17 protein-coding genes and 1 pseudogene are annotated in these 16,859 nt (G+C 68.8%); 9 read left to right on the forward strand and 9 right to left on the reverse strand.

Annotated features, from left to right (window positions below; all coding sequences use genetic code 11):
* Nucleotides 1-3: 3 nt before the first annotated feature.
* Both ABT061_RS48415 and ABT061_RS32160 read right to left on the reverse strand, forming a co-directional pair.
* Nucleotides 4-153: pseudogene (locus ABT061_RS48415) on the reverse strand (IS3 family transposase); the annotation flags it as partial.
* Nucleotides 154-191: 38 nt separating this feature from the next.
* Complete coding sequence (locus tag ABT061_RS32160) at nt 192-872, reverse strand: hypothetical protein (RefSeq protein WP_350925059.1); 681 nt, start codon at nt 870-872, stop codon at nt 192-194.
* Nucleotides 873-962: 90 nt separating this feature from the next.
* Between ABT061_RS32160 and ABT061_RS32165 the strand changes: the two genes are divergently transcribed.
* On the forward strand, nt 963-1,403 hold the full coding sequence (locus ABT061_RS32165) for a serine hydrolase domain-containing protein (protein ID WP_350925061.1): 441 nt from the start codon (nt 963-965) through the stop codon (nt 1,401-1,403).
* Nucleotides 1,357-1,764 carry a serine hydrolase domain-containing protein gene (locus tag ABT061_RS32170; protein ID WP_350925063.1) on the forward strand — a complete coding sequence of 136 codons (408 nt, stop codon included), beginning with the start codon at nt 1,357-1,359 and terminating at the stop codon, nt 1,762-1,764. Before ABT061_RS32165 ends, ABT061_RS32170 begins: the two co-directional genes overlap by 47 nt.
* On the opposite strand, the gene ABT061_RS32175 is transcribed toward ABT061_RS32170, so the two are convergent.
* Nucleotides 1,718-1,918, reverse strand: coding sequence for a hypothetical protein (locus ABT061_RS32175; RefSeq protein ID WP_350925065.1), 201 nt, complete (start codon nt 1,916-1,918; stop codon nt 1,718-1,720). The genes ABT061_RS32170 and ABT061_RS32175 overlap by 47 nt on opposite strands.
* A gap of 52 nt (nt 1,919-1,970) precedes the next feature.
* On the opposite strand from ABT061_RS32175, the gene ABT061_RS32180 reads away from it, so the two are divergent.
* Nucleotides 1,971-2,384 (forward strand): pyridoxamine 5'-phosphate oxidase family protein, encoded by a 414-nt coding sequence (locus ABT061_RS32180; RefSeq protein WP_350925067.1) that lies wholly within the window; start codon nt 1,971-1,973, stop codon nt 2,382-2,384.
* Nucleotides 2,385-2,573: 189 nt separating this feature from the next.
* On the opposite strand, the gene ABT061_RS32185 is transcribed toward ABT061_RS32180, so the two are convergent.
* The 4 genes from ABT061_RS32185 to ABT061_RS32200 all read right to left on the reverse strand — a co-directional run bounded on the left by ABT061_RS32185 (nt 2,574) and on the right by ABT061_RS32200 (nt 6,539).
* Nucleotides 2,574-2,990 carry a Clp protease N-terminal domain-containing protein gene (locus ABT061_RS32185; protein ID WP_350925070.1) on the reverse strand — a complete coding sequence of 139 codons (417 nt, stop codon included), beginning with the start codon at nt 2,988-2,990 and terminating at the stop codon, nt 2,574-2,576.
* A gap of 241 nt (nt 2,991-3,231) precedes the next feature.
* On the reverse strand, nt 3,232-3,882 hold the full coding sequence (locus tag ABT061_RS32190; protein ID WP_350925072.1) for a hypothetical protein: 651 nt from the start codon (nt 3,880-3,882) through the stop codon (nt 3,232-3,234).
* A 670-nt stretch (nt 3,883-4,552) separates the two neighbouring features.
* Nucleotides 4,553-5,674, reverse strand: coding sequence for a Vgb family protein (locus ABT061_RS32195; protein WP_350925074.1), 1,122 nt, complete (start codon nt 5,672-5,674; stop codon nt 4,553-4,555).
* A gap of 328 nt (nt 5,675-6,002) precedes the next feature.
* Nucleotides 6,003-6,539, reverse strand: a complete 537-nt coding sequence (locus ABT061_RS32200; RefSeq protein WP_350925076.1) for a hypothetical protein — start codon at nt 6,537-6,539, stop codon at nt 6,003-6,005.
* Between the two features lie 575 nt (nt 6,540-7,114).
* Between ABT061_RS32200 and ABT061_RS32205 the strand changes: the two genes are divergently transcribed.
* The 4 genes from ABT061_RS32205 to ABT061_RS32220 all read left to right on the forward strand — a co-directional run bounded on the left by ABT061_RS32205 (nt 7,115) and on the right by ABT061_RS32220 (nt 12,302).
* Complete coding sequence (locus ABT061_RS32205) at nt 7,115-7,696, forward strand: hypothetical protein (RefSeq protein WP_350925078.1); 582 nt, start codon at nt 7,115-7,117, stop codon at nt 7,694-7,696.
* A 6-nt stretch (nt 7,697-7,702) separates the two neighbouring features.
* Entirely contained in the window at nt 7,703-8,767 is a 1,065-nt protein-coding gene (locus tag ABT061_RS32210; RefSeq protein ID WP_350925080.1) for a COG1470 family protein, read from the forward strand.
* Between the two features lie 1,101 nt (nt 8,768-9,868).
* The gene (locus ABT061_RS32215; protein WP_502991520.1) at nt 9,869-10,810 is read left to right on the forward strand and encodes a TIGR03564 family F420-dependent LLM class oxidoreductase; all 942 of its coding nucleotides are present in this window, start codon (nt 9,869-9,871) and stop codon (nt 10,808-10,810) included.
* A 382-nt stretch (nt 10,811-11,192) separates the two neighbouring features.
* Entirely contained in the window at nt 11,193-12,302 is a 1,110-nt protein-coding gene (locus ABT061_RS32220; RefSeq protein ID WP_350925084.1) for a lytic polysaccharide monooxygenase auxiliary activity family 9 protein, read from the forward strand.
* 142 nt (nt 12,303-12,444) lie between these two features.
* On the opposite strand, the gene ABT061_RS32225 is transcribed toward ABT061_RS32220, so the two are convergent.
* Nucleotides 12,445-13,578, reverse strand: a complete 1,134-nt coding sequence (locus ABT061_RS32225) for a PucR family transcriptional regulator (RefSeq protein ID WP_350925086.1) — start codon at nt 13,576-13,578, stop codon at nt 12,445-12,447.
* Between the two features lie 159 nt (nt 13,579-13,737).
* Here ABT061_RS32225 and ABT061_RS32230 point away from each other — a divergent pair, with 159 nt between their 5' ends.
* On the forward strand, nt 13,738-14,583 hold the full coding sequence (locus tag ABT061_RS32230; protein WP_350925088.1) for an alpha/beta hydrolase family protein: 846 nt from the start codon (nt 13,738-13,740) through the stop codon (nt 14,581-14,583).
* Nucleotides 14,584-14,608: 25 nt separating this feature from the next.
* On the opposite strand, the gene ABT061_RS32235 is transcribed toward ABT061_RS32230, so the two are convergent.
* A complete protein-coding gene (locus ABT061_RS32235) occupies nt 14,609-16,039 on the reverse strand; it encodes a carboxylesterase/lipase family protein (RefSeq protein WP_350925090.1) in 1,431 nt (476 codons plus the stop codon).
* A gap of 126 nt (nt 16,040-16,165) precedes the next feature.
* On the opposite strand from ABT061_RS32235, the gene ABT061_RS32240 reads away from it, so the two are divergent.
* Nucleotides 16,166-16,804 (forward strand): TetR/AcrR family transcriptional regulator, encoded by a 639-nt coding sequence (locus tag ABT061_RS32240; protein WP_350925092.1) that lies wholly within the window; start codon nt 16,166-16,168, stop codon nt 16,802-16,804.
* Nucleotides 16,805-16,859: the final 55 nt, after the last annotated feature.

Consider the following 16,859-nt stretch of genomic DNA (forward strand, 5'->3'; position numbering starts at 1 on the left):
CCCCTCATCGCGCGCTGCACGTGCCGAGGGCGGGCGGGTCTTGGCCGCGTAGTACGTAGAGGTCGCCACCTGTAGGACCTGGCCGATCGGCTCGACCCTGAACCGGTCGCGGTGGTGGTCGATGAGCGCAGGGAGTGCCACTCTGGCTAAGCCTGCCTGTTTCTCCTTCACCCTGGACAAGGGGTTGTGGATCAGGGGGTTCTGGTGAGGGGGAGGCCAGAGAGGAGGTGCTCACGGAGGGCGGATCCACGGATGCCGATCTCAGGGAAGTCGTCGGGGCTGACGGCGCCCTTGATCAGTAGTTCGGGGACCAGGAGGCCGGTCAGCGGGGCATCGGGCGTCGGGTCGACCAGGCCGCCGATGGGAGCCGTGGGCAGGTCGAGGTAGGCGGGGGCGAGGGTTCTGCCGTGGAGCGTGCCGGCGACCAGGTCGGGGCAGAACTCCCTCCAGAAAATCGCCACCGTGGTGCGCAGATCGCCATGGATCATCACCAGTTTGTCGGTCATGTCGCCGACGAAGGTCTCCGCCGTCACGTGGCCGAGCACGATCAGCTTCGTGTCACCCGCCAGGTAGATGTTCCTCGCCCGCAGGTCCCCCAGGACGACCAGCGCGGCGGCGCCGTCGTCCACGTTGACGATGTTGCCGTCTACGGTCAGATCGCCGTCCACGACGTACCCGGTGGCCGCGTCGGGCGTGTCCGTCCGCCACGGAGTCCGCTCGTGCTCGTTGAGGGGGAGTTCTCCGGTCACCGAGGCCGGGCCGGGCACCAGGATGTACTCCTCCTCGTACAGGTTCTCGTACGTCCCCTCCGGCAGCCCCCGCCGCTCGAACAGGTCCACCGCATCGTCCCACGCAAGGTAACTGCTTCGCATACGCGCGACCGTAACAGCATCTCCAGCGTCGTGAGATGCTGCCAGGGCCTGTGGCGGTGGGCTTCCCACGGGGCTGGGCCGGCGCCGAGCATGAGCCCGCTGAACCTCCTCCACCGCCCGCCGGGCCCCCCGGCCTGGGAGCACCGCATCTGGTCAGACTCCGCGGTCACCGCCTTCCTGGGATGCCGCTACTGTCTGGGGTCGAAGATGGTGGCCTACCTGGACGAGACCAGCCGGCCCCCGGTGGATGGGCACTTCCGGGCTGGGAGCGTGACCAAGTCGTTCACGGCGACCGCGGTGCTTCAACTGGTGGGAGAGGGAGAGCTGCATCTGTCCGACGGTGTGGAGCAGTGGCTGCCGGGGCTCGTGGACAGGGGCGCCGACATCACGATCAGGCACCTCCTCCAGAACACCAGCGGCCTTCCCGAGTACTCGGGCGGGCATCCCCGAGGAGCGCTAACGTACCTGGTCGGCACGCGAACTGGTGGAAAGAGCGGAAAAGCTTCCGCGCGACTTCCCGCCCGGGTCTGAGTACAGGTACTCCAACACCGACTACATCGTGCTCGGCATGCTGATCGAGAGGGTCACCGGCAGGCCGTACGCGACAGAGATCAGGGAGCGGATCCTGCGGCCGCTAGGCCTGCGGCATACCCGCGGGCCGTACACCTCCGGCGAGGCTCCCGGCACACCGCCGCGCTGGACGCCGGGGTGCCGCTGGCCGACGTCCAAGAGCTCCTCGGCCATGCCTCCCCGGTCACGCCCCAGCGCTACAACCGCGGCCGCCGCAAGCTTGACAGTCACGCCGCCTACCGGATGGCCTCCATCCTTGGAGGGGGCTGACCTCGTCAGCGCCAGTCGGTGCGGCCGGTCCGGTAGATCGGCCCCTCGTTGATCTGGATGGTTTCCATGTAGGTCGCGCCCTTGTGCTGGGTGAAGACGATGGCGTACTCGCCACCGCAGATCTCGCACCAGCCGGTGAGGGCGAGCCGTTGCCGACTCGCTGAGGGCCATTGCGTGATCCTGATGCCGACGATGAGGAGTGACAAGCCAGCGGAGAGGGCAGTCGAATCAAGAGCGGCGAGGCATAAGGTAGCTCTCATGTTCCGTGATGAGGATCTTGCCCTGCTCGCACGGCCGCTGTACGCCTTCCTCACCGTTGCACCACGCGGTGAACGCTGGCCCACGCCGCGCCCGGTGTGGTTCGAGGTAGCCGACGACGGCGATCTGCAGATGTTCTCCGTCCCGGAGGCGCCGAAGCTCGACCGTCTCCGGGAGCACCCCCGTGCTTCCGTCGTCGTCGCGGCTCCATCTGGTGAGCCCGAACACTGGGTGGCGGTGGAGGGTTCGGTCACTCTCCACGATCAGGGTGGCGCCGAGCTCGCTGCTCGTCTCGCCGAACGATACTGGGACATGAGCGACCCGAACCACCAGAGGTTCCTCGATGAGTGGCGTGTCAGGGGCGTGGTGCGCATCGTCGTTCACCCAGAGGTGGTCAACCGCTTCTCCGCCTGACAGATGACGGCCGGCTCGCCGCCGAGGCGGCCGATCCGGGCACCGCCGCGACGCTGTCAGTCCCGAGGTTCCCCAGTTACCCCGATCGCGACGGCGGCGTCGGTCAGGGGATGCAGCAAGTGACCAGCCGGAATTCTGGCGCCATTAGAAGGCCGGGTTCCCGCGACGTGTTAATCATCTGGAGCGAGTTCAGAGGACGTCGCCGTGGAGAACCTTAATGATCTGATCACGGGCTTGTTGCAGGCCGACGCCCAGGGACTCTGTTCCATCCTCATGTAGGAGGCCGAGCAGGAGATGCTCGGTGCCGACGTACCGGTGCCCGAGCCCGGCCGCCTCACGGCGGGCCGCCTCCGTGAGGCGGACGAGGTCTGCGCTTATCGCTCGGGGGCGCGTGGCGCCGAGGTCGACGCCGAGGCTGTTGAGCGTCATGACGGCCACGCCCTCGTCCAGGCGGGCAAGGCCCGTCAACAGGTGATCGGCGGTAACACGGTCATGTCCCTGAGCCCTTGCTTCCTGCTCAGCCAGGTCCAGCGCCTGCCGGGCACGAACCGTCAGGAGGCGCTCCAGGGGTTGATGAAGGGTTGTCTTCCTCAGCTTCCTCAGCATGGCGCCTCCGTCCGCGCGAGCAACTGACAACAGTATGGTGGCGCTGAGTTGACCGTGACAGGGGGTGGTCAACTGGCTTGGTGTTCGGCGCGGGCTTTGGCCTGGGCAAGGCGGTAGGAGTCGCTGCCGGTCTCGGTGATGTTGCCGACGAAGGCGAGGCGGTCGACGATCGCGGCGCAAAGGCGCGGATCGGTGAAGGTTCATTGGGTTTTCGGCCACGACTACGGGCACCCCTTGAAGATCAGAGCACCCGCTGAGCCTGACTTTCTTGAGTGTTGATCCCCAAGTCCCGACGCCGCACCGCGGCAAGGAACCGGATGAGGATGACACCAATACTCGCTGCGGCGGCCGTCCATACGATCACCAGCGCCCAGGACGCCGTCGGACGCCCGATCAGAAAGATCTGGGGCGGCAGAAAAGTCATTTCGACGATCGCGCCGACCGGCACCGTCAACCTGGCAAGCAGGCCAATCACCCCAGGCCGTCCGATGCTCGCGCCAACGGCGCCCAGAATCGGCCCAAAAAGCATGCTCGCGAGCCACCAGGAGAGCATCAGCCTCCACTGCCAGGCCAGCGGAACGCCCGTAAAGGCGGACTCCACGCAGTAGTACGCCGCCGTGGCCGCGATCAATGCCAGAACACCGGTGCTCGCCCCGCGGATGAGCCCACCGACCAGCCACCCCACGGTCACCGCCAGTGCCGCCCAGGCCCAGCCGACGTCCAGCAGCAGGCTCACCACTTCTGCGGCCTTCCCGACCCACACCCAGCCCGCATCCACCGACCGGCGTCCGATCATCCCGCCCGGAGAGGACACGTCCTTGACGAGGGAGAGGGCCGCGCCAAATCCCGCACCAAGCGTAAGAACGCCGACCGCACTGCGAATGATCTTCACTTCGCGAGAATACGCGCCCTTCAAAAGCCAACGCCCCGCAGAGACCCGACTGCTGGACCTGGTCGACACCCCTGAGGTCCTCGTGCTGCGCGAGCGCCTGGCCACCGGTCGGGGCCTGTGGCGGTGGGCTTCCCATAACTTCTGCCGTTTGTGAGCATGTGACCGCGAAGAGCTTCCGGAGCCCCCTACGCGTGCGCGGGTCAGGGGCGTGGTCGTCGCGGCCCGGAGTATGGCTGCCGGCTCCGCGGCCCTCAAGGCCACGGCCCTCGCTGTGCTCGCCCCGCGGCCTTGACCGCCGCCATCGCCGACAGCCTTCAAGGGCCGCCATGAGGACCACGCGAAAGATCGTCTCCCCGGTAACCGATCCGGGCGGCCGACATCGGCTTCGGGGTAAGGGGGCCGATGTGAGGCTCAAGCCGAGCGCTCACCGGTCTCCGCCGTGAGCAACTAATCTACGTTGTAAAGTCCGGGGCGCCGGATCGTTCACACCGACTCCGGGCAGGCTACGAAACCGCACTCAAGATCGACTCATGGCCGGTTTTACCGGTATCTCGGCTGGACCCGATGGCGTGGTGGATGCCGATCACGCCGATGCCGACTTCGCCGGTGATGACGCCCAGGGCGCGGCTGCCGCGTCCTGGATCCAGGGAACGGCAGCCGAGAGATTTGGTCAGGGAGTCACGATGGCGAGTTGCGAGACGAAGTCCTCGGTGACCCAGAGGTTGTCGTCGGGGCCGGTGGTGATGTCGAACGGTCCGGCGACGAGAGTCGGCAACGCGTACTCGTTGATGATCCCGGACGTGGTGGAGTAGGCGACGTTGTTGGCTTCTTGCTCGACGAACCACACATTGTTGTCGGGCCCGACGGTGATGCCCCACGGGAAGCTGTCAGGGTCGGAGAGCGTGTACTCGGTGAAGTTGCCCGAGGTGTCGACGTTGCTGAGCTTGCCGTTGGCGTCGGTGTACCACAGGTTGCCGTCAGGGCCCGTGGTGATGCCGACGGGCATCGCACCGGAGGACGGCACGGCGAACTCGGTGATCGAGCCGCTCGTGGTGATCTGCCCGATGCTTGCGGTGAGCGGTTCGGTGAACCACAGGTTGTCGTCCGGCCCGGCGGTGATGCCCATCGGGTAGGCGCCGCTGGTGGGCAGGGCGTACTCGGTGATGGTTCCGGAGGTGGTGATGCGTCCGATCTTGTTGGCGTTGGTCTCGACGAACCACAGGGCGCCGTCCGGCCCGGCGGTGATGCCCCAGGGGTAGGCGTCGCTGGTGGGCAGGGCGTACTCGGTGATGGTTCCGGAGGTGGTGATGCGTCCGATCTTGTTGCCGGCCGCCTCGGTGAACCAGAGTGCGCCATCGGGCCCGGTGGTGATGTAGGCCGGCTCGGAGTCGCCGGCGGGCAGAGAGTACTCGGTGAACAGGCCGCCTGTCGTGACCTTTCCGATCTTGTTGGCGTAGTTCTCGGTGAACCATATGTTGCCGTCGGGGCCGGTCGTGATCCCGACGGGGGTCGCGGGGTCGGTCGGTATCGACAGCTCGCTGATCGACGGCGTCTGCAGGGCTTCGGCCGCGAGCCTGGCAGGCCGGGCGGAGCGGGGCGGAGGTGGGAAGTGGCACTTGATACGCCGGTGCTGTGGCATCTGCTTGAGCTTGAGGCAGAGCTTCACCCACGGCCGTGCAGGGGACGGGTGTGGCGGGGCGGCGGACGCGGATAGGGCCGCCGGCGCGCTTACCGCCAGGGTCAGAGCCATGACCACGAGCGGGTAGCCCAGGCGTCGAGTCGAAAGACGCATGACATTCCTTCCAGAACAAGAACGAAAGGGAACGCGGGCGGATCGCCGGGCACCGATGAGTCGTTGAGTCTGCGGTATCGAGGGGCCGCCATCAGCGGATGTTCACAGGCCTCGGCGCGCAAACCCTTCAAGGTCTCGATCCGGGGCCATGGTGTTGCCTCGTGTCCGGCCCTCGCGACCCCAATATCTCCCACCGCCGTCGATCGCCGGCGATCTTCTGCGTTCGTGGCTGGTCATGGAAGCGCCAATTCAGCGGGGGTGAGCGCCGTGCTCGGCTCAAAGCCGCTGCCGTGCGAGGGCGGATGTGAGGGGAGAAGGGCGGTGCCGGTCAGGCGACCGAGTGGCTGATGGTGCCGGTGTAGGTGCCCGCGACGGCGGAGGACGGGATGGTGATGACGAGCGTCGGTTGCCAGCTCGTGGATTGATCGATCCCTACCGCCTTGCGTCCGCTGAACGCGGTTACCGGCGCCGTCAGGGCGACCTTCTGGGCGGCGGTGGCCTGTCCGGGGGTATTGGTGCCGGCACCCGATTCGGCGGTGACGGGGCCGGACCAGTACGCGACGTTGGCCTTGGTGATGGTGCCCGATCCGCCTGCGGTGGCGAAGTCGGTGGCCGAGACGGTCGCCGTCCAGGTCGGGCCCACCCCGGTCCGGATGTCGGCCACGGTCACAGTCCCCAGCGAGGCGCTGATCGTAGCTCCCCTGGCGCCAGAGCCGAGATTCGCCGAGGTCGGCACGGTGATCTCCAGCGAGTTGGCGCGCGAGGCGACCGTCACGACGGCCGCGGACCAGGGGGCCGAGACGCCTGAGGAGGCTGAGAAGGCGGGCGCGTCGAGGGCGAGCAGCACGACGAGCGACGCCGTCACCGGCAAGAGCGTTCGCGCGACGCCACGGCCGCCACGGCTCATCCTCATATCGATTCCTCGTACATCCCTCGCAGGCGATGCGGGTAGGGGCAGCTCTTCGGTGGGCGAAAAGAGCGATGACAGCTTAGATCACATGATCTACTCCGCGTCCGGCAACGACGTCCGGGTGCGGCAAATCCGAGGCAAAGACCGCCACAGGCCATGACATGCATCGCCCGCGCCCAGGGGTGTACGAACACGTCACCGGGTGCCGCATCCACGAGCCCCAAGCGCAGGCGCAAAGGCTGGCTGTGATCAAAGGACAGGCAGGCGGCCTCGCCTCAGCCACCCCCTCGGCTGACGGGGCCGCGCACCAACGCCCGCACTGGCCTCGCGCCTGCACCGCGCTGACCGAGCCCGCGCGCCTTGTGCCGGAAGGCCTGCCCGCCACCATGATTGCCAGTCACCAAATGATCGCCAAAAGTGCCCAGGTGTCTTCTCAGGCAACTCTCCACAGAGCGATCAGTACAGAGAATGTGCGCACGTAGGAACCGCCCACAGACCCAGGACGGGCATTCGATGAGGGAGATCACCCAATGTCCAAGAGCCGTCTCGGCATCGTCTTGATGGGGGCCGCCAGTGTCACGGCGGCCATGATGGTGGCCCCGCCCGCCCAGGCCACCACCTGCCCCGCCTCAACCACCTGCTCCACCACGGTGAACTTCACCGTCACCGCCCCGGACGGGCTGACGATCACCGTGCCGGCCGGTCCGGTCAACGTCGGCAGCGCCGCGCCGGGCGGCCAGATCAGCGGGCAGCTCGGCGTGATCACGGTCTCCGACCAGCGTGCCGCGCTCAGCGCCACCTGGGTCGCGTCGGTGGTCGCCGCGACGGGAGGCTTCACCACAGGGGGCGGCACCGCCGCCGAGACCATCCCCAACCCCGACGTCCTGTACTGGTCGGGCGCGGCGACCTCCACCACCGGCACCGGAACCTTCGTCCCCGGCCAGGCCAACGCGGCCGCCGCGCAGTCGCTGGACACCTCGCGCACCGCCTTCAGTAAGACGAGCGGCTCCGGTGACAACTCCGCCGCCTGGAACCCGACCATCGTCATCAACGTGCCCGCCCAAGCGGTGGCGGGCACCTACACCGGCACGGTGAACCACTCCGTCGCCTGACCCGCCATGGCCATCTCACCGTTGCTCCGGCTCGTCTCTGCGGCGCTGCTCGCGCTCCTCGCGCACGCGATGGCCGGTGCTCCAGCGGCCGCCGCGGACCCTGGCCGGGGCCAGGCGCGTCCCAACGCCGACAAGAACAGCATCGGCATCAGGCTGCTGGAGATCCCCGCCAACCGGACCGACGACCCGCGCTCGCACCTCTTCATCGTCGACCACGTCAACCCAGCCACCACCTTCAGCCGGCGCTTCGAGGTCCACAACGCCTCAAACAAACCCCAGCACCTGCAGCTGTACGCGGCCGGAGCCGGTATCAGCCACGGCCGCTTCACCTTCGCGCCGGAACGCACCCCGAACGAGCTGAGCTCGTGGATCAAGCTCAACCGCGCCGCCATCGACCTGCCTCCGCACGACAGGGCATCGGTGAAGGCCACCGTCGCCGTGCCGGCCTGGGCTCCCAAGGGGGAGCGGTACGCCGTCATCTGGGCGGAGGTCTCCGCCGCCGGAGCGGGGAAACAAGAGGGCATCACCGTCGTCAACCGCGTCGGGATCCGCACCTATCTCGACGTCGGCCCCGGCGGGGAGCCGCCCACGGATTTCCGGATCGGCGAGATCGTGCCCCAACGGACCGAGGACGGGCAGCCGAGAATCCAGGCCACCGTCGCCAACACCGGCGAACGCGCCATCGACCTCGAAGGCCAGCTGTCGCTGTCGGACGGGCCAAGCTCGCTCAGCGTCGGCCCCGTCCCGATCGACCATGGCACCACCCTGGCCCCCGGCCAGCAGGCAACCGTCACCATCCAACTGGGAGACGACCTCCCCGACGGGCCATGGAAGTTCAGCCTCACCCTGACCAGCGGCCGGATCGACCGTACGCAGACCGGAACGCTCGCCTTCCCGCAGAAATCGGGAACGTGGGGCCTGGCGGCCTCGACAGACTCCCCGCTGACGCTGCCCCTCGCACTCGCCGCACTGGTGGCACTCATCGCCGGGGCCAGCCTGCTCATCGCGCGCCGCTTCCACACGCGCCGCAAGAGCCCGGCAGCCCTGAGTCATGGTGGTGACCTCACCTGACGCCGAGGCGACATGCGGTTCGCCCCTCCGACCGTGTCTGCCCAGGTGAGCACCCTACCTTCCCGCCGGGCAGGCGGCCCACCCGAAGTGCTGGCTTCGCGCGGAGGCGGCACTTTCGAGCCGTCGACTGCCTCGTACACGAAGTGGAACGCGGCGAATAGGGGCCGAAGTGCCGTCACCATCCAGCAACTCGGCACTTCCGATCACAGATGGCGGCTGGTGGTGCGAGCCTTACCGACACCCCGATTGATGGCCTGGTACGGGCAGGTGCGGGAACAGTGCCTGTTACCGCCCGTGGTCGCCGCGGCAACCGTGCACGCCTGGTTGGCCCACGTGAAGACCTCTCCGGGGGAGTCGTCATCCGCGACCTCTCAGGCACGCGCCAGCTTCCTCCCCTGGAGGCTGCACAGCTGGTGGCCGAGCAACTGTCCTTGGATTTCCGCGAAGGCGTGGCCCGCGCGAAAACACCCTATGCGCGTCCCAGGAATCTGTGGGGATTCGGATTCAACCGGGTAAACGGCTGTTAGAGGGCGCAGACCATGACTTCTCGGACCTTGGCAAGGCTCCCGACAGCCCATTGCCCCTTTGGGCCTTATCTTGTCTGCCTCTCTGCAGCGTAGGACGCGCAGTGAGCGGGGAGATTTGTCGCCCACCGCGGCGGGCCCCAGCGAGCGACGAAATTCCGGGGTTCCGAGGGGACCGAGGCGTCCCCTCTCGCCCCGGCCTGAAGTGTGGCCGACGCTTGCCGCCGGTCAAGTCCTGCGCGTCCTCGCTGCGCTCGTTCGCTCCGGACTGGACACCCCCGCTGTGCAAGCCGCTTCTTCAACTGCTCAACATCGCCCACATCGTCAGGCGCCGGTCCTCCATCCAGAGTTGGCACGATCCATGTGATCAAGGGTGAAGAAGGTCACCGCGACTGCACCCCGGTCTTCCGACGAAATAACCAGGGTTGAGGAGATCCACGAGCCTCCTCGGGACGTCGGTCTATCCCGATGTCGGCCGGAACCGGGGGAGCCGGCCATATGGGGCACATGACCTCGCTATGAAGCCGGCGGCCGTCCGCGCGGGAATTCATGGTTATCCGACTTGGTTGATCGGGTTATGACCATAGGTGTTGCTCTATCGGTGCCGGCGGACGCGGAGAATGCCGTGGACGCCGTCGTGGATCAGGCGCGGGTGGCGGAGTCGGCGGGAATCGACTCGGTCTGGCTCGGGCAGCGGTTCGACTACGACTCCGTCGCGCTGGCCGGGATCGTCGGCCGGGAGGTTCCGGGACTGGACGTGGGAACCTCCGCGGTGCCCATCTTCGGACGCCACCCGCTGCTGGTCGGCGCCCAGGCGCAGACGACGCAGGCGGCCACGCGCGGCCGGTACACGCTCGGGCTGGGGCTCGGCGCCAAGGCGTTCGTCGAGCCGGTGTTCGGCATCCCGCACGACCGGCCGATCGCCCGGCTGCGGGACTTCCTCACCGCGCTGCGGACCTTGCTGGCCGAGGGGTCGGTCGACTTCCACGGCGAGACGCTCACCGCGGTGAGCCCGATGCCCGCCGGGCTCGCGGGCGCGGCCCCGGCCGTACCGGTCCTGGTGGCGGCCATGGGACCGCAGGCGCTGCGCGTCACGGGCGAGCTGGCCGACGGGACGCTGCCGTTCCTGGCCGGGCCGAAGGCGCTCGCGGAGCACGTGGTGCCGCGGCTGCTGTCGGCGGCCGAAGCGGCGGGACGGCCCGCTCCGCGCGTTGTCGCGCTCGTCGCCGGGGTCGTCACCGACGACGTGGAGGCCGCGCGGGAACAGGCGGCCCGGCAGACCGCCTTCTACGACCGGGTCCCCTCCTACCAGAAGGTGATCGAACTGTCGGGGGCGTCGCGTGCCGCCGACCTCGTCGAGATCGGCGACGAGGAGGCGATCGCCGCGGCGGTGCGCCGCTATTTCGACGCGGGCGCGACCGAGGTGGTGTTCGGCCAGACCGACCTGGCCGGGCCGCAGGGCCGCGAGCGCACCTGGCGGCTGCTCGGCGAGTTGGCCGCGACCGTGGAGCGCAGGTAAGACCGGAACCTGTTCCGGCACCGCGCGGCGAAGCGGTAATCCACCCGAAGCCGCGCACGCGGCAGGCGGGACTCTCCGCCCTTTAGGGCGGAGAGGATGTCAGGGGATGAGGTCGATCTCCACGCCGGCCGGCGTCCGGCCCGGTTCCGCGCTTATCAGTGCCTACGAGTGCAGGCGGAGTGGATGAACCTTTCACCCGGCTTTGCAGTGTATGGCCAGCTCCCGGCCCATCGCCCGCCGAGAGCCATAGATCACTGTTGCCGCTGACCGGGGACTGGGTGACGGTGGGGACACCTCTGGCATGAGGACTCGGCCCTCACTCGGCGTGCCAGGACTCGTCATCCCAGCATTCGAAAGGAAACCTGTGCAGATGAGTTCACACGTGCTCCGACTCTTACGCGGCCATACCGGCGCATCCGACGCGCCTCCCCGCCGGAGCAGGTTCCGGCGGGTGTTCGTCGCGGTCGCGGCCGCGCTCATGCTCACCACCGTGATGGTCGTCCCCGCCTCGGCGCACGGCTCGATCAGCGACCCGCCCTCGCGCAACTACGGCTGCTGGCTGCGCTGGGGGAGCGACTTCCAGAACCCGGCCATGGCCCAGCAGGACCCCATGTGCTGGCAGGCCTGGCAGAACAACACCAACGCGATGTGGAACTGGAACGGGCTGTACCGCGAGGGCGTCGCCGGTAACCACCAGGCCGCGATTCCCGACGGGCAGCTGTGCAGCGGCGGCCTGACCGAAAGCGGCCGCTACGCCTCCATGGACGTGCCGGGCGCGTGGAAGACCGTGGACCGCCCCGCCAGGTTCACCATGAATCTGATGGACCAGGCCTCGCACGGTGCGGACTACATCCGCGTCTACGTCACCAAACAGGGCTACGATCCCAAGACCCAGCGGCTGAGGTGGAGCGACCTGGAACTGGTCAACCAGGTGGGCAAGGTGCCCACCGGCCTCACCACACCCATTGATGTGTACGCGCCCGGCCGTACCGGCCACCACGTCGTCTACACCATCTGGCAGGCCAGCCACTCCGACCAGTCCTACTACTTCTGCAGCGACGTCAACTTCACCGGCGGCACGAACCCCACCCCCACCCCCACCCCCACGCCTACTCCGACTCCCACACCGACTCCCACGCCGACTCCCACGCCGACTCCGACCCCCACTCCCACGCCGACTCCCACCTCGCCCCCGGCCGGTGGCTGCTCGGCCACCTACCGCACCGTCTCCCAGTGGTCCGGCGGCTTCCAGGCCGAGGTACGCGTGACCGCCGGCTCCGGCGCGATCACCGGCTGGACGGTGAACTGGACCTTCACCGGCGGTGAGCAGGTCAGCTCGGCGTGGAGTGCGACCGTGACCGCCAACGGGTCCGCGGTCAGCGCCCGCAACGCCGCCTACAACGGCTCACTGGGCGCCGGCACCGCCACCACCTTCGGGTTCATCGGCTCCGGCACCAGCGGCACACCCACCCTCACCTGCACCGCGACCTGATCTCCCCGCCGAGTACGCGCGTGTCGGCCCGCCGCCTTCCAGCGGCGGGCCGACACGCGCGACGGCGACCTCATGAAACCCCCTCTCGGAGAGGCGACTCGCCACTGCCCGCTGTTCGCCCGCAGCCGGACGGCGTGACGCGTCAGGTGAGGTCTCTGGCGGTGAGGGCGGCTTCCAGAAGGCGGGCTTGGGCGGGGATCGTGAAGTCCAGGCCGGTCAGAGCGGTGATCCTGCGTAGCCGGTAGTCGAGGGTGTTGCGGTGGATGTGCAGGTCCTGAGCGGTGCGGCTTCGGTTGTGGCCGCGATTGACGAAGGCGCGCAGGGTCTCGACCAGGTGGGGGTGATCGTCCAACGTGTCGAGCTTGGCGGCGAGCCGGGCGAGGCCGCTGCCGGGCCGGGCCAGCTGGTATTCGAGCAGGACGTCGTCGAATCGGTAGAGGCCGGCCGGTCGGCCGAGGCGCTGGACGATCTCCATCACCCCGCGCACCTCTTCGGCGGCCCCGGGAATGAGGTCCGGCTCCGCGGCCCGGGCCGTGACCGCCACGACGGGCTGGCCGGTGGCCTCGGCGATCCTGGCGACCAGGGCCGGCAGGTCGAGCGTCGCCGGCAACAGCGCGAAGCCCCCGGTGTGGTCCAGCATGGTGAGCACGGGCGTTCCCGTGTGGGCGTCAAGGGCCGACTGCGTGAGCCTGACGGTGCGGCGGTCGGCCGGTGGGTCCTCGGCGAACCGGATCTCCATGACCTCGTAGGCGGGTGCGACCGTGACCCGCGCCGCCTCCGCCAGGGCCTCGTGCGGCTGCCCGGTCAGCAATGCCGTGATCAGCGCCCGCCGTACCTTCCCGTCGTCGCTGCGCATGTCGTCCTGTGCCTGTACGTGAGCGATGGCGACCGCGGGCATGGCCGAGCCCAAGCAGCCGAGCAGGCTCAGGCCCGCCTCGGCCAGCTCCGCACGGTCGGCGGTCTCCGCCAGGGCCCGCCACCAGACTTCGGCGCCGACGAGGTACGCGGTGAGCGCCGCCTCCAGCGGGACGCCCTCCTCGGCGCGCCGCGCGGACCATTCGATGAGCTCGGTCAGATCGCCGGGGCCGAGGGCGCGGCCCTCCCGCAGCGCCCGTAGTAACAGCCTGAGGACAGCCGCGACCGACCGGCTGACCTCTTCGTCGAGGAGGTCCTTGGGCAACTGCCGGTAGAAGGGCACCTCGGATTCACACCGTGCGACCACCGTCGCGGTGAGCTCCCTGACACGTGGAGCCATGCGGGCGTGAAGGGCGGGCATCCACGGATCGTCACATTGCACAAACCGTGACGTCAATCATTGCCGCGAGTGCGGAGAGACGGCGGGCGTTCCCCCATTCAGGATGTGCAATCAAACGAGAAGTGAATCCGGCGTAACACGGGATTCACCTCTCGGCGTCCCCCTGTCAGGAGAACCCCCATGCTCCGAAGGCTGTTCGTCCCCCTGATCGCACTCGTCCTCGCCCTCACCGCCGCCCCGCACGCGGCCGGCGCCGACACCGGCTTCCCCTCCGTCGAGGGGAAGTGGAGCGCCGCGGGCCCCTACGCCACGGCCGTGGACGTGGGGCTGGTGACCACTCTGTACTACCCGCGAGACATCGCGCAGAGCCCTCGACGTCATCCAGTGATCATTTGGGGCAACGGTACGTTCGCCTTCCCCGTGGTCTACCGTGACCTGCTGCTTCACTGGGCCAGCCACGGCTTCATCGTGGCGGCGGCGAACACACCGCAGTCCAACCTGGGCATCTCGATGCGGGCGGGCATCGACCTGCTGGCTCAACGGAACGCCGACCCCGGCAGCATCTTCTACGGCCACGTCGACCTGGACCGCATCGGCGCGTCCGGCCATTCACAGGGCGGTGCGGCCGCCATCGTCGTCGGCGCGGATCCCCGGGTGGACACCATCATCCCGATCCAGCCCGGACCGCTGGCCGACGTCGACACGGTGCACGGCCCGATGTTCATCCTGGCCGGGCAGTACGACATCGTCGTGTGGCCGGCTCTCGTCAAGGCCTTCTACAACGACGCCGACCACATCCCGGCGATCTACGGCGAGGTCAGGAGGGCCGACCATTTCACCGTGGTGGGCGCCCCCGGTCCCTTCGCCGGCCCGACGACGGCGTGGTTCCGCTTCCAGCTCATGGGCGACGAGGAGGCGCGCGGCGAGTTCTTCGGCGCCGGATGTCGCATCTGCGCCGACACCCGGACCTGGTCCGACGTCCGCCGCAACCAGCCGGCGCTGCGGGTACCGGGCCCGGCGCTCTGACCCGGCCCCCGCGGCCTCGCCCTGTTCAGCGCCAGCGGCGTAGTTCGTCGTCACGCGGCGCGCGGACGAGGTCAGGGCCCGGATGATCGAACAACATCACCGGACGGGTCCTGTCCCAGACGGGCCAGCCTGGATCGCCGGAGACGGCGAAGGCGATCCAGGCTCGGTGCATGGCGTCGGCCAGTTCCTGGGGGGCTTCGGGTCCCGCCAGGGCCAGCTGTGCCGAGGTGCGCAGCGTGTCGAAGACGAACCCGATCTCCAGCGCGTGGCAGGCGCCGAGCCCGTCCACCGGCGAGCGCCAGCCGAATTCGTACATGTAGGTGTTGCCGCCTCCTGCGCGTGCGTCGGCCAGCCGGTTCAGCGGCACGCGGAGCAACAGGTCGGTGGCGAGAGCGCCGAGGATCTCACCGGGCCGGGCGCCTGGCCGGTTCGCCCGGTAGAGCCTGGCCAGCGATCCTTTGATCTTGAACTTGGCCATGGCGAGCCGCAGGGTGAGACCGCCGATGCGGTCGACCACCCCCGTGGGGACGAACCACAGCCGGTACTCCTCGGTGTTGGCGCCCAGCAGCAGGTCGACATCGCGTGCGACGCCCGCCTTCAGCGCGTCCATCGGGTGCGCGGGGACGACGTCGCCGTCCAGGACGATCTCGAACCCCGCGCCACCGCTGATCGGGTTCCCCTTGGCCGTCGCCTCGGCCTGTGCGGTGAGCAGCCGTTCGCGGTCCACGGCCGCGAAGGCGGCGGCGGTCGGAGCGATGCCGAGACCTCTGGCGATGACCCGGGTGATCCTGGCCCCGGCCTCGGACGGCACGGCATGTGGCGGGCCGCTCTGCAGTACGGCACGGCGGAACAGGCCGGCCGAACGGGGGCTGGTCAGCAACGCCCCGATGCTGATCGCTCCCGCGGACTCGCCGAACACGGTGACGTTGCCCGGGTCGCCGCCGAAGGCCGCGATGTTGTCTCGCACCCAGCGAAGTGCGGCGAGTTGATCCAGCAGGCCGCGGTTGGCGGGGGCGTCGGGGAAGACCGCGAAGCCCTCGACGCCGAGCCGGTAGTTGATGGAAACCAGCACGATCCCGTCGCGGGCGAAGGCGCGGCCGTCGTAGACCGGCACGCTGGAGGAGCCGTTGCGCAGTGACCCACCGTGGATCCACACCATGACGGGCAGGCCGTCGGCTCCTTCGGGGGTCCAGACGTTGAGGTTGAGGCAGCCGTCGCCGGGGATGTCCGGATCGGGGATCAAACGGTCGAGGGGGCGGCGATAAGGCCGTTTCGGCGCGGTGGGGCCGAACTCCAGCGCGTCCCGGACGCCCTCCCACGGTTCGGGCTCGACCGGAGCCCCGAAGCGGTGGGGACCGAAGGGCGGAGCGGCGTACGGAATGCCGAGAAAAACCGCCACACCGTCATCGAGCCTGCCTCGTACCTTCCCCTGCTCGGTGGCCACTATCGCTTCCATCGGTTTCCTCCCGGTCGGTTCCACCGATCCTCATCTTCCCTAACGATCGATCGGTCGTGCCATATGCTCCCCGGCTTCGCCCCAGGGCACAATGGGGCGAGGAAGAACGATCGATCGGCAGGAAACATGACCATACCCACAGAGCAGCGGCGGATCGCGGCCGACGAGGTTCGGCTGCCACCCGATGTGTTGCCGGAGGGCACCAAAGGCCGGATCCTGCGGGAGGCGCTACGCCTGTTCGCCGAGCGGGGCTTTCACGGCGCCTCGATCAGGGACCTGGCCGAGGCGTGTGGCATCCGCTCGGCCACTCTTTACGCGCATTACCCGGCGAAGGAGCACGTCCTGGCCGAGCTGATCCGCATCGGCCACGAAGACCACCACGGGAGGCTGCTGCGGGCAGGCGGCACCGACCCGGTCTCACGGCTGCGAGCCGTGGTACGAGAGCATGTGCTGGCTCACGCCGAATATCCGCTGCTCGCCACGGTGGCCAACAACGAACTGCACGCCCTCTCGCCCGAGATGGCCGCCCCCGTGCTGTCGATCCGCGCCGGTGGCAGGCGGTTGCTCATCGACATTCTCAACGAGGGCCTGGCTCAGGGCCTCTTCGACATGCCCGACACCTTCCTCGCGATGACCGCCATCAGCGGCATGGGCATGCGGGTGGCCGGCTGGTACGGCACGGGCGTGCCCTACACACCGGAAGAGGTCGCCGACGCCTACGCCGACCTCGCCCTGCGCATCGCCGGCGCGACCATCCCGCGCTGACCCGCGGACAAGCCCCGCCGGCCCGGGCGCCGATCGGGGGAGCGGCGCCCGGACT

The organism is Streptosporangium sp. NPDC002544, assembly GCF_040295965.1.
Lineage (GTDB): Bacteria > Actinomycetota > Actinomycetes > Streptosporangiales > Streptosporangiaceae > Streptosporangium.

Excerpts from the sequence above, each read along its gene's own strand:
- ABT061_RS32160 (WP_350925059.1), bottom strand. The coding sequence starts at position 872 with ATGCGAAGCAGTTACCTTGCGTGGGACGATGCGGTGGACCTGTTCGAG.
- ABT061_RS32165 (WP_350925061.1), top strand. The coding sequence starts at position 963 with ATGAGCCCGCTGAACCTCCTCCACCGCCCGCCGGGCCCCCCGGCCTGG.
- ABT061_RS32180 (WP_350925067.1), top strand. The coding sequence starts at position 1,971 with ATGTTCCGTGATGAGGATCTTGCCCTGCTCGCACGGCCGCTGTACGCC.
- ABT061_RS32185 (WP_350925070.1), bottom strand. The coding sequence starts at position 2,990 with ATGCTGAGGAAGCTGAGGAAGACAACCCTTCATCAACCCCTGGAGCGC.
- ABT061_RS32195 (WP_350925074.1), bottom strand. The coding sequence starts at position 5,674 with ATGCGTCTTTCGACTCGACGCCTGGGCTACCCGCTCGTGGTCATGGCT.
- ABT061_RS32205 (WP_350925078.1), top strand. The coding sequence starts at position 7,115 with ATGTCCAAGAGCCGTCTCGGCATCGTCTTGATGGGGGCCGCCAGTGTC.
- ABT061_RS32210 (WP_350925080.1), top strand. The coding sequence starts at position 7,703 with ATGGCCATCTCACCGTTGCTCCGGCTCGTCTCTGCGGCGCTGCTCGCG.
- ABT061_RS32215 (WP_502991520.1), top strand. The coding sequence starts at position 9,869 with ATGACCATAGGTGTTGCTCTATCGGTGCCGGCGGACGCGGAGAATGCC.
- ABT061_RS32225 (WP_350925086.1), bottom strand. The coding sequence starts at position 13,578 with ATGCCCGCCCTTCACGCCCGCATGGCTCCACGTGTCAGGGAGCTCACC.
- ABT061_RS32230 (WP_350925088.1), top strand. The coding sequence starts at position 13,738 with ATGCTCCGAAGGCTGTTCGTCCCCCTGATCGCACTCGTCCTCGCCCTC.
- ABT061_RS32235 (WP_350925090.1), bottom strand. The coding sequence starts at position 16,039 with ATGGAAGCGATAGTGGCCACCGAGCAGGGGAAGGTACGAGGCAGGCTC.
- ABT061_RS32240 (WP_350925092.1), top strand. The coding sequence starts at position 16,166 with ATGACCATACCCACAGAGCAGCGGCGGATCGCGGCCGACGAGGTTCGG.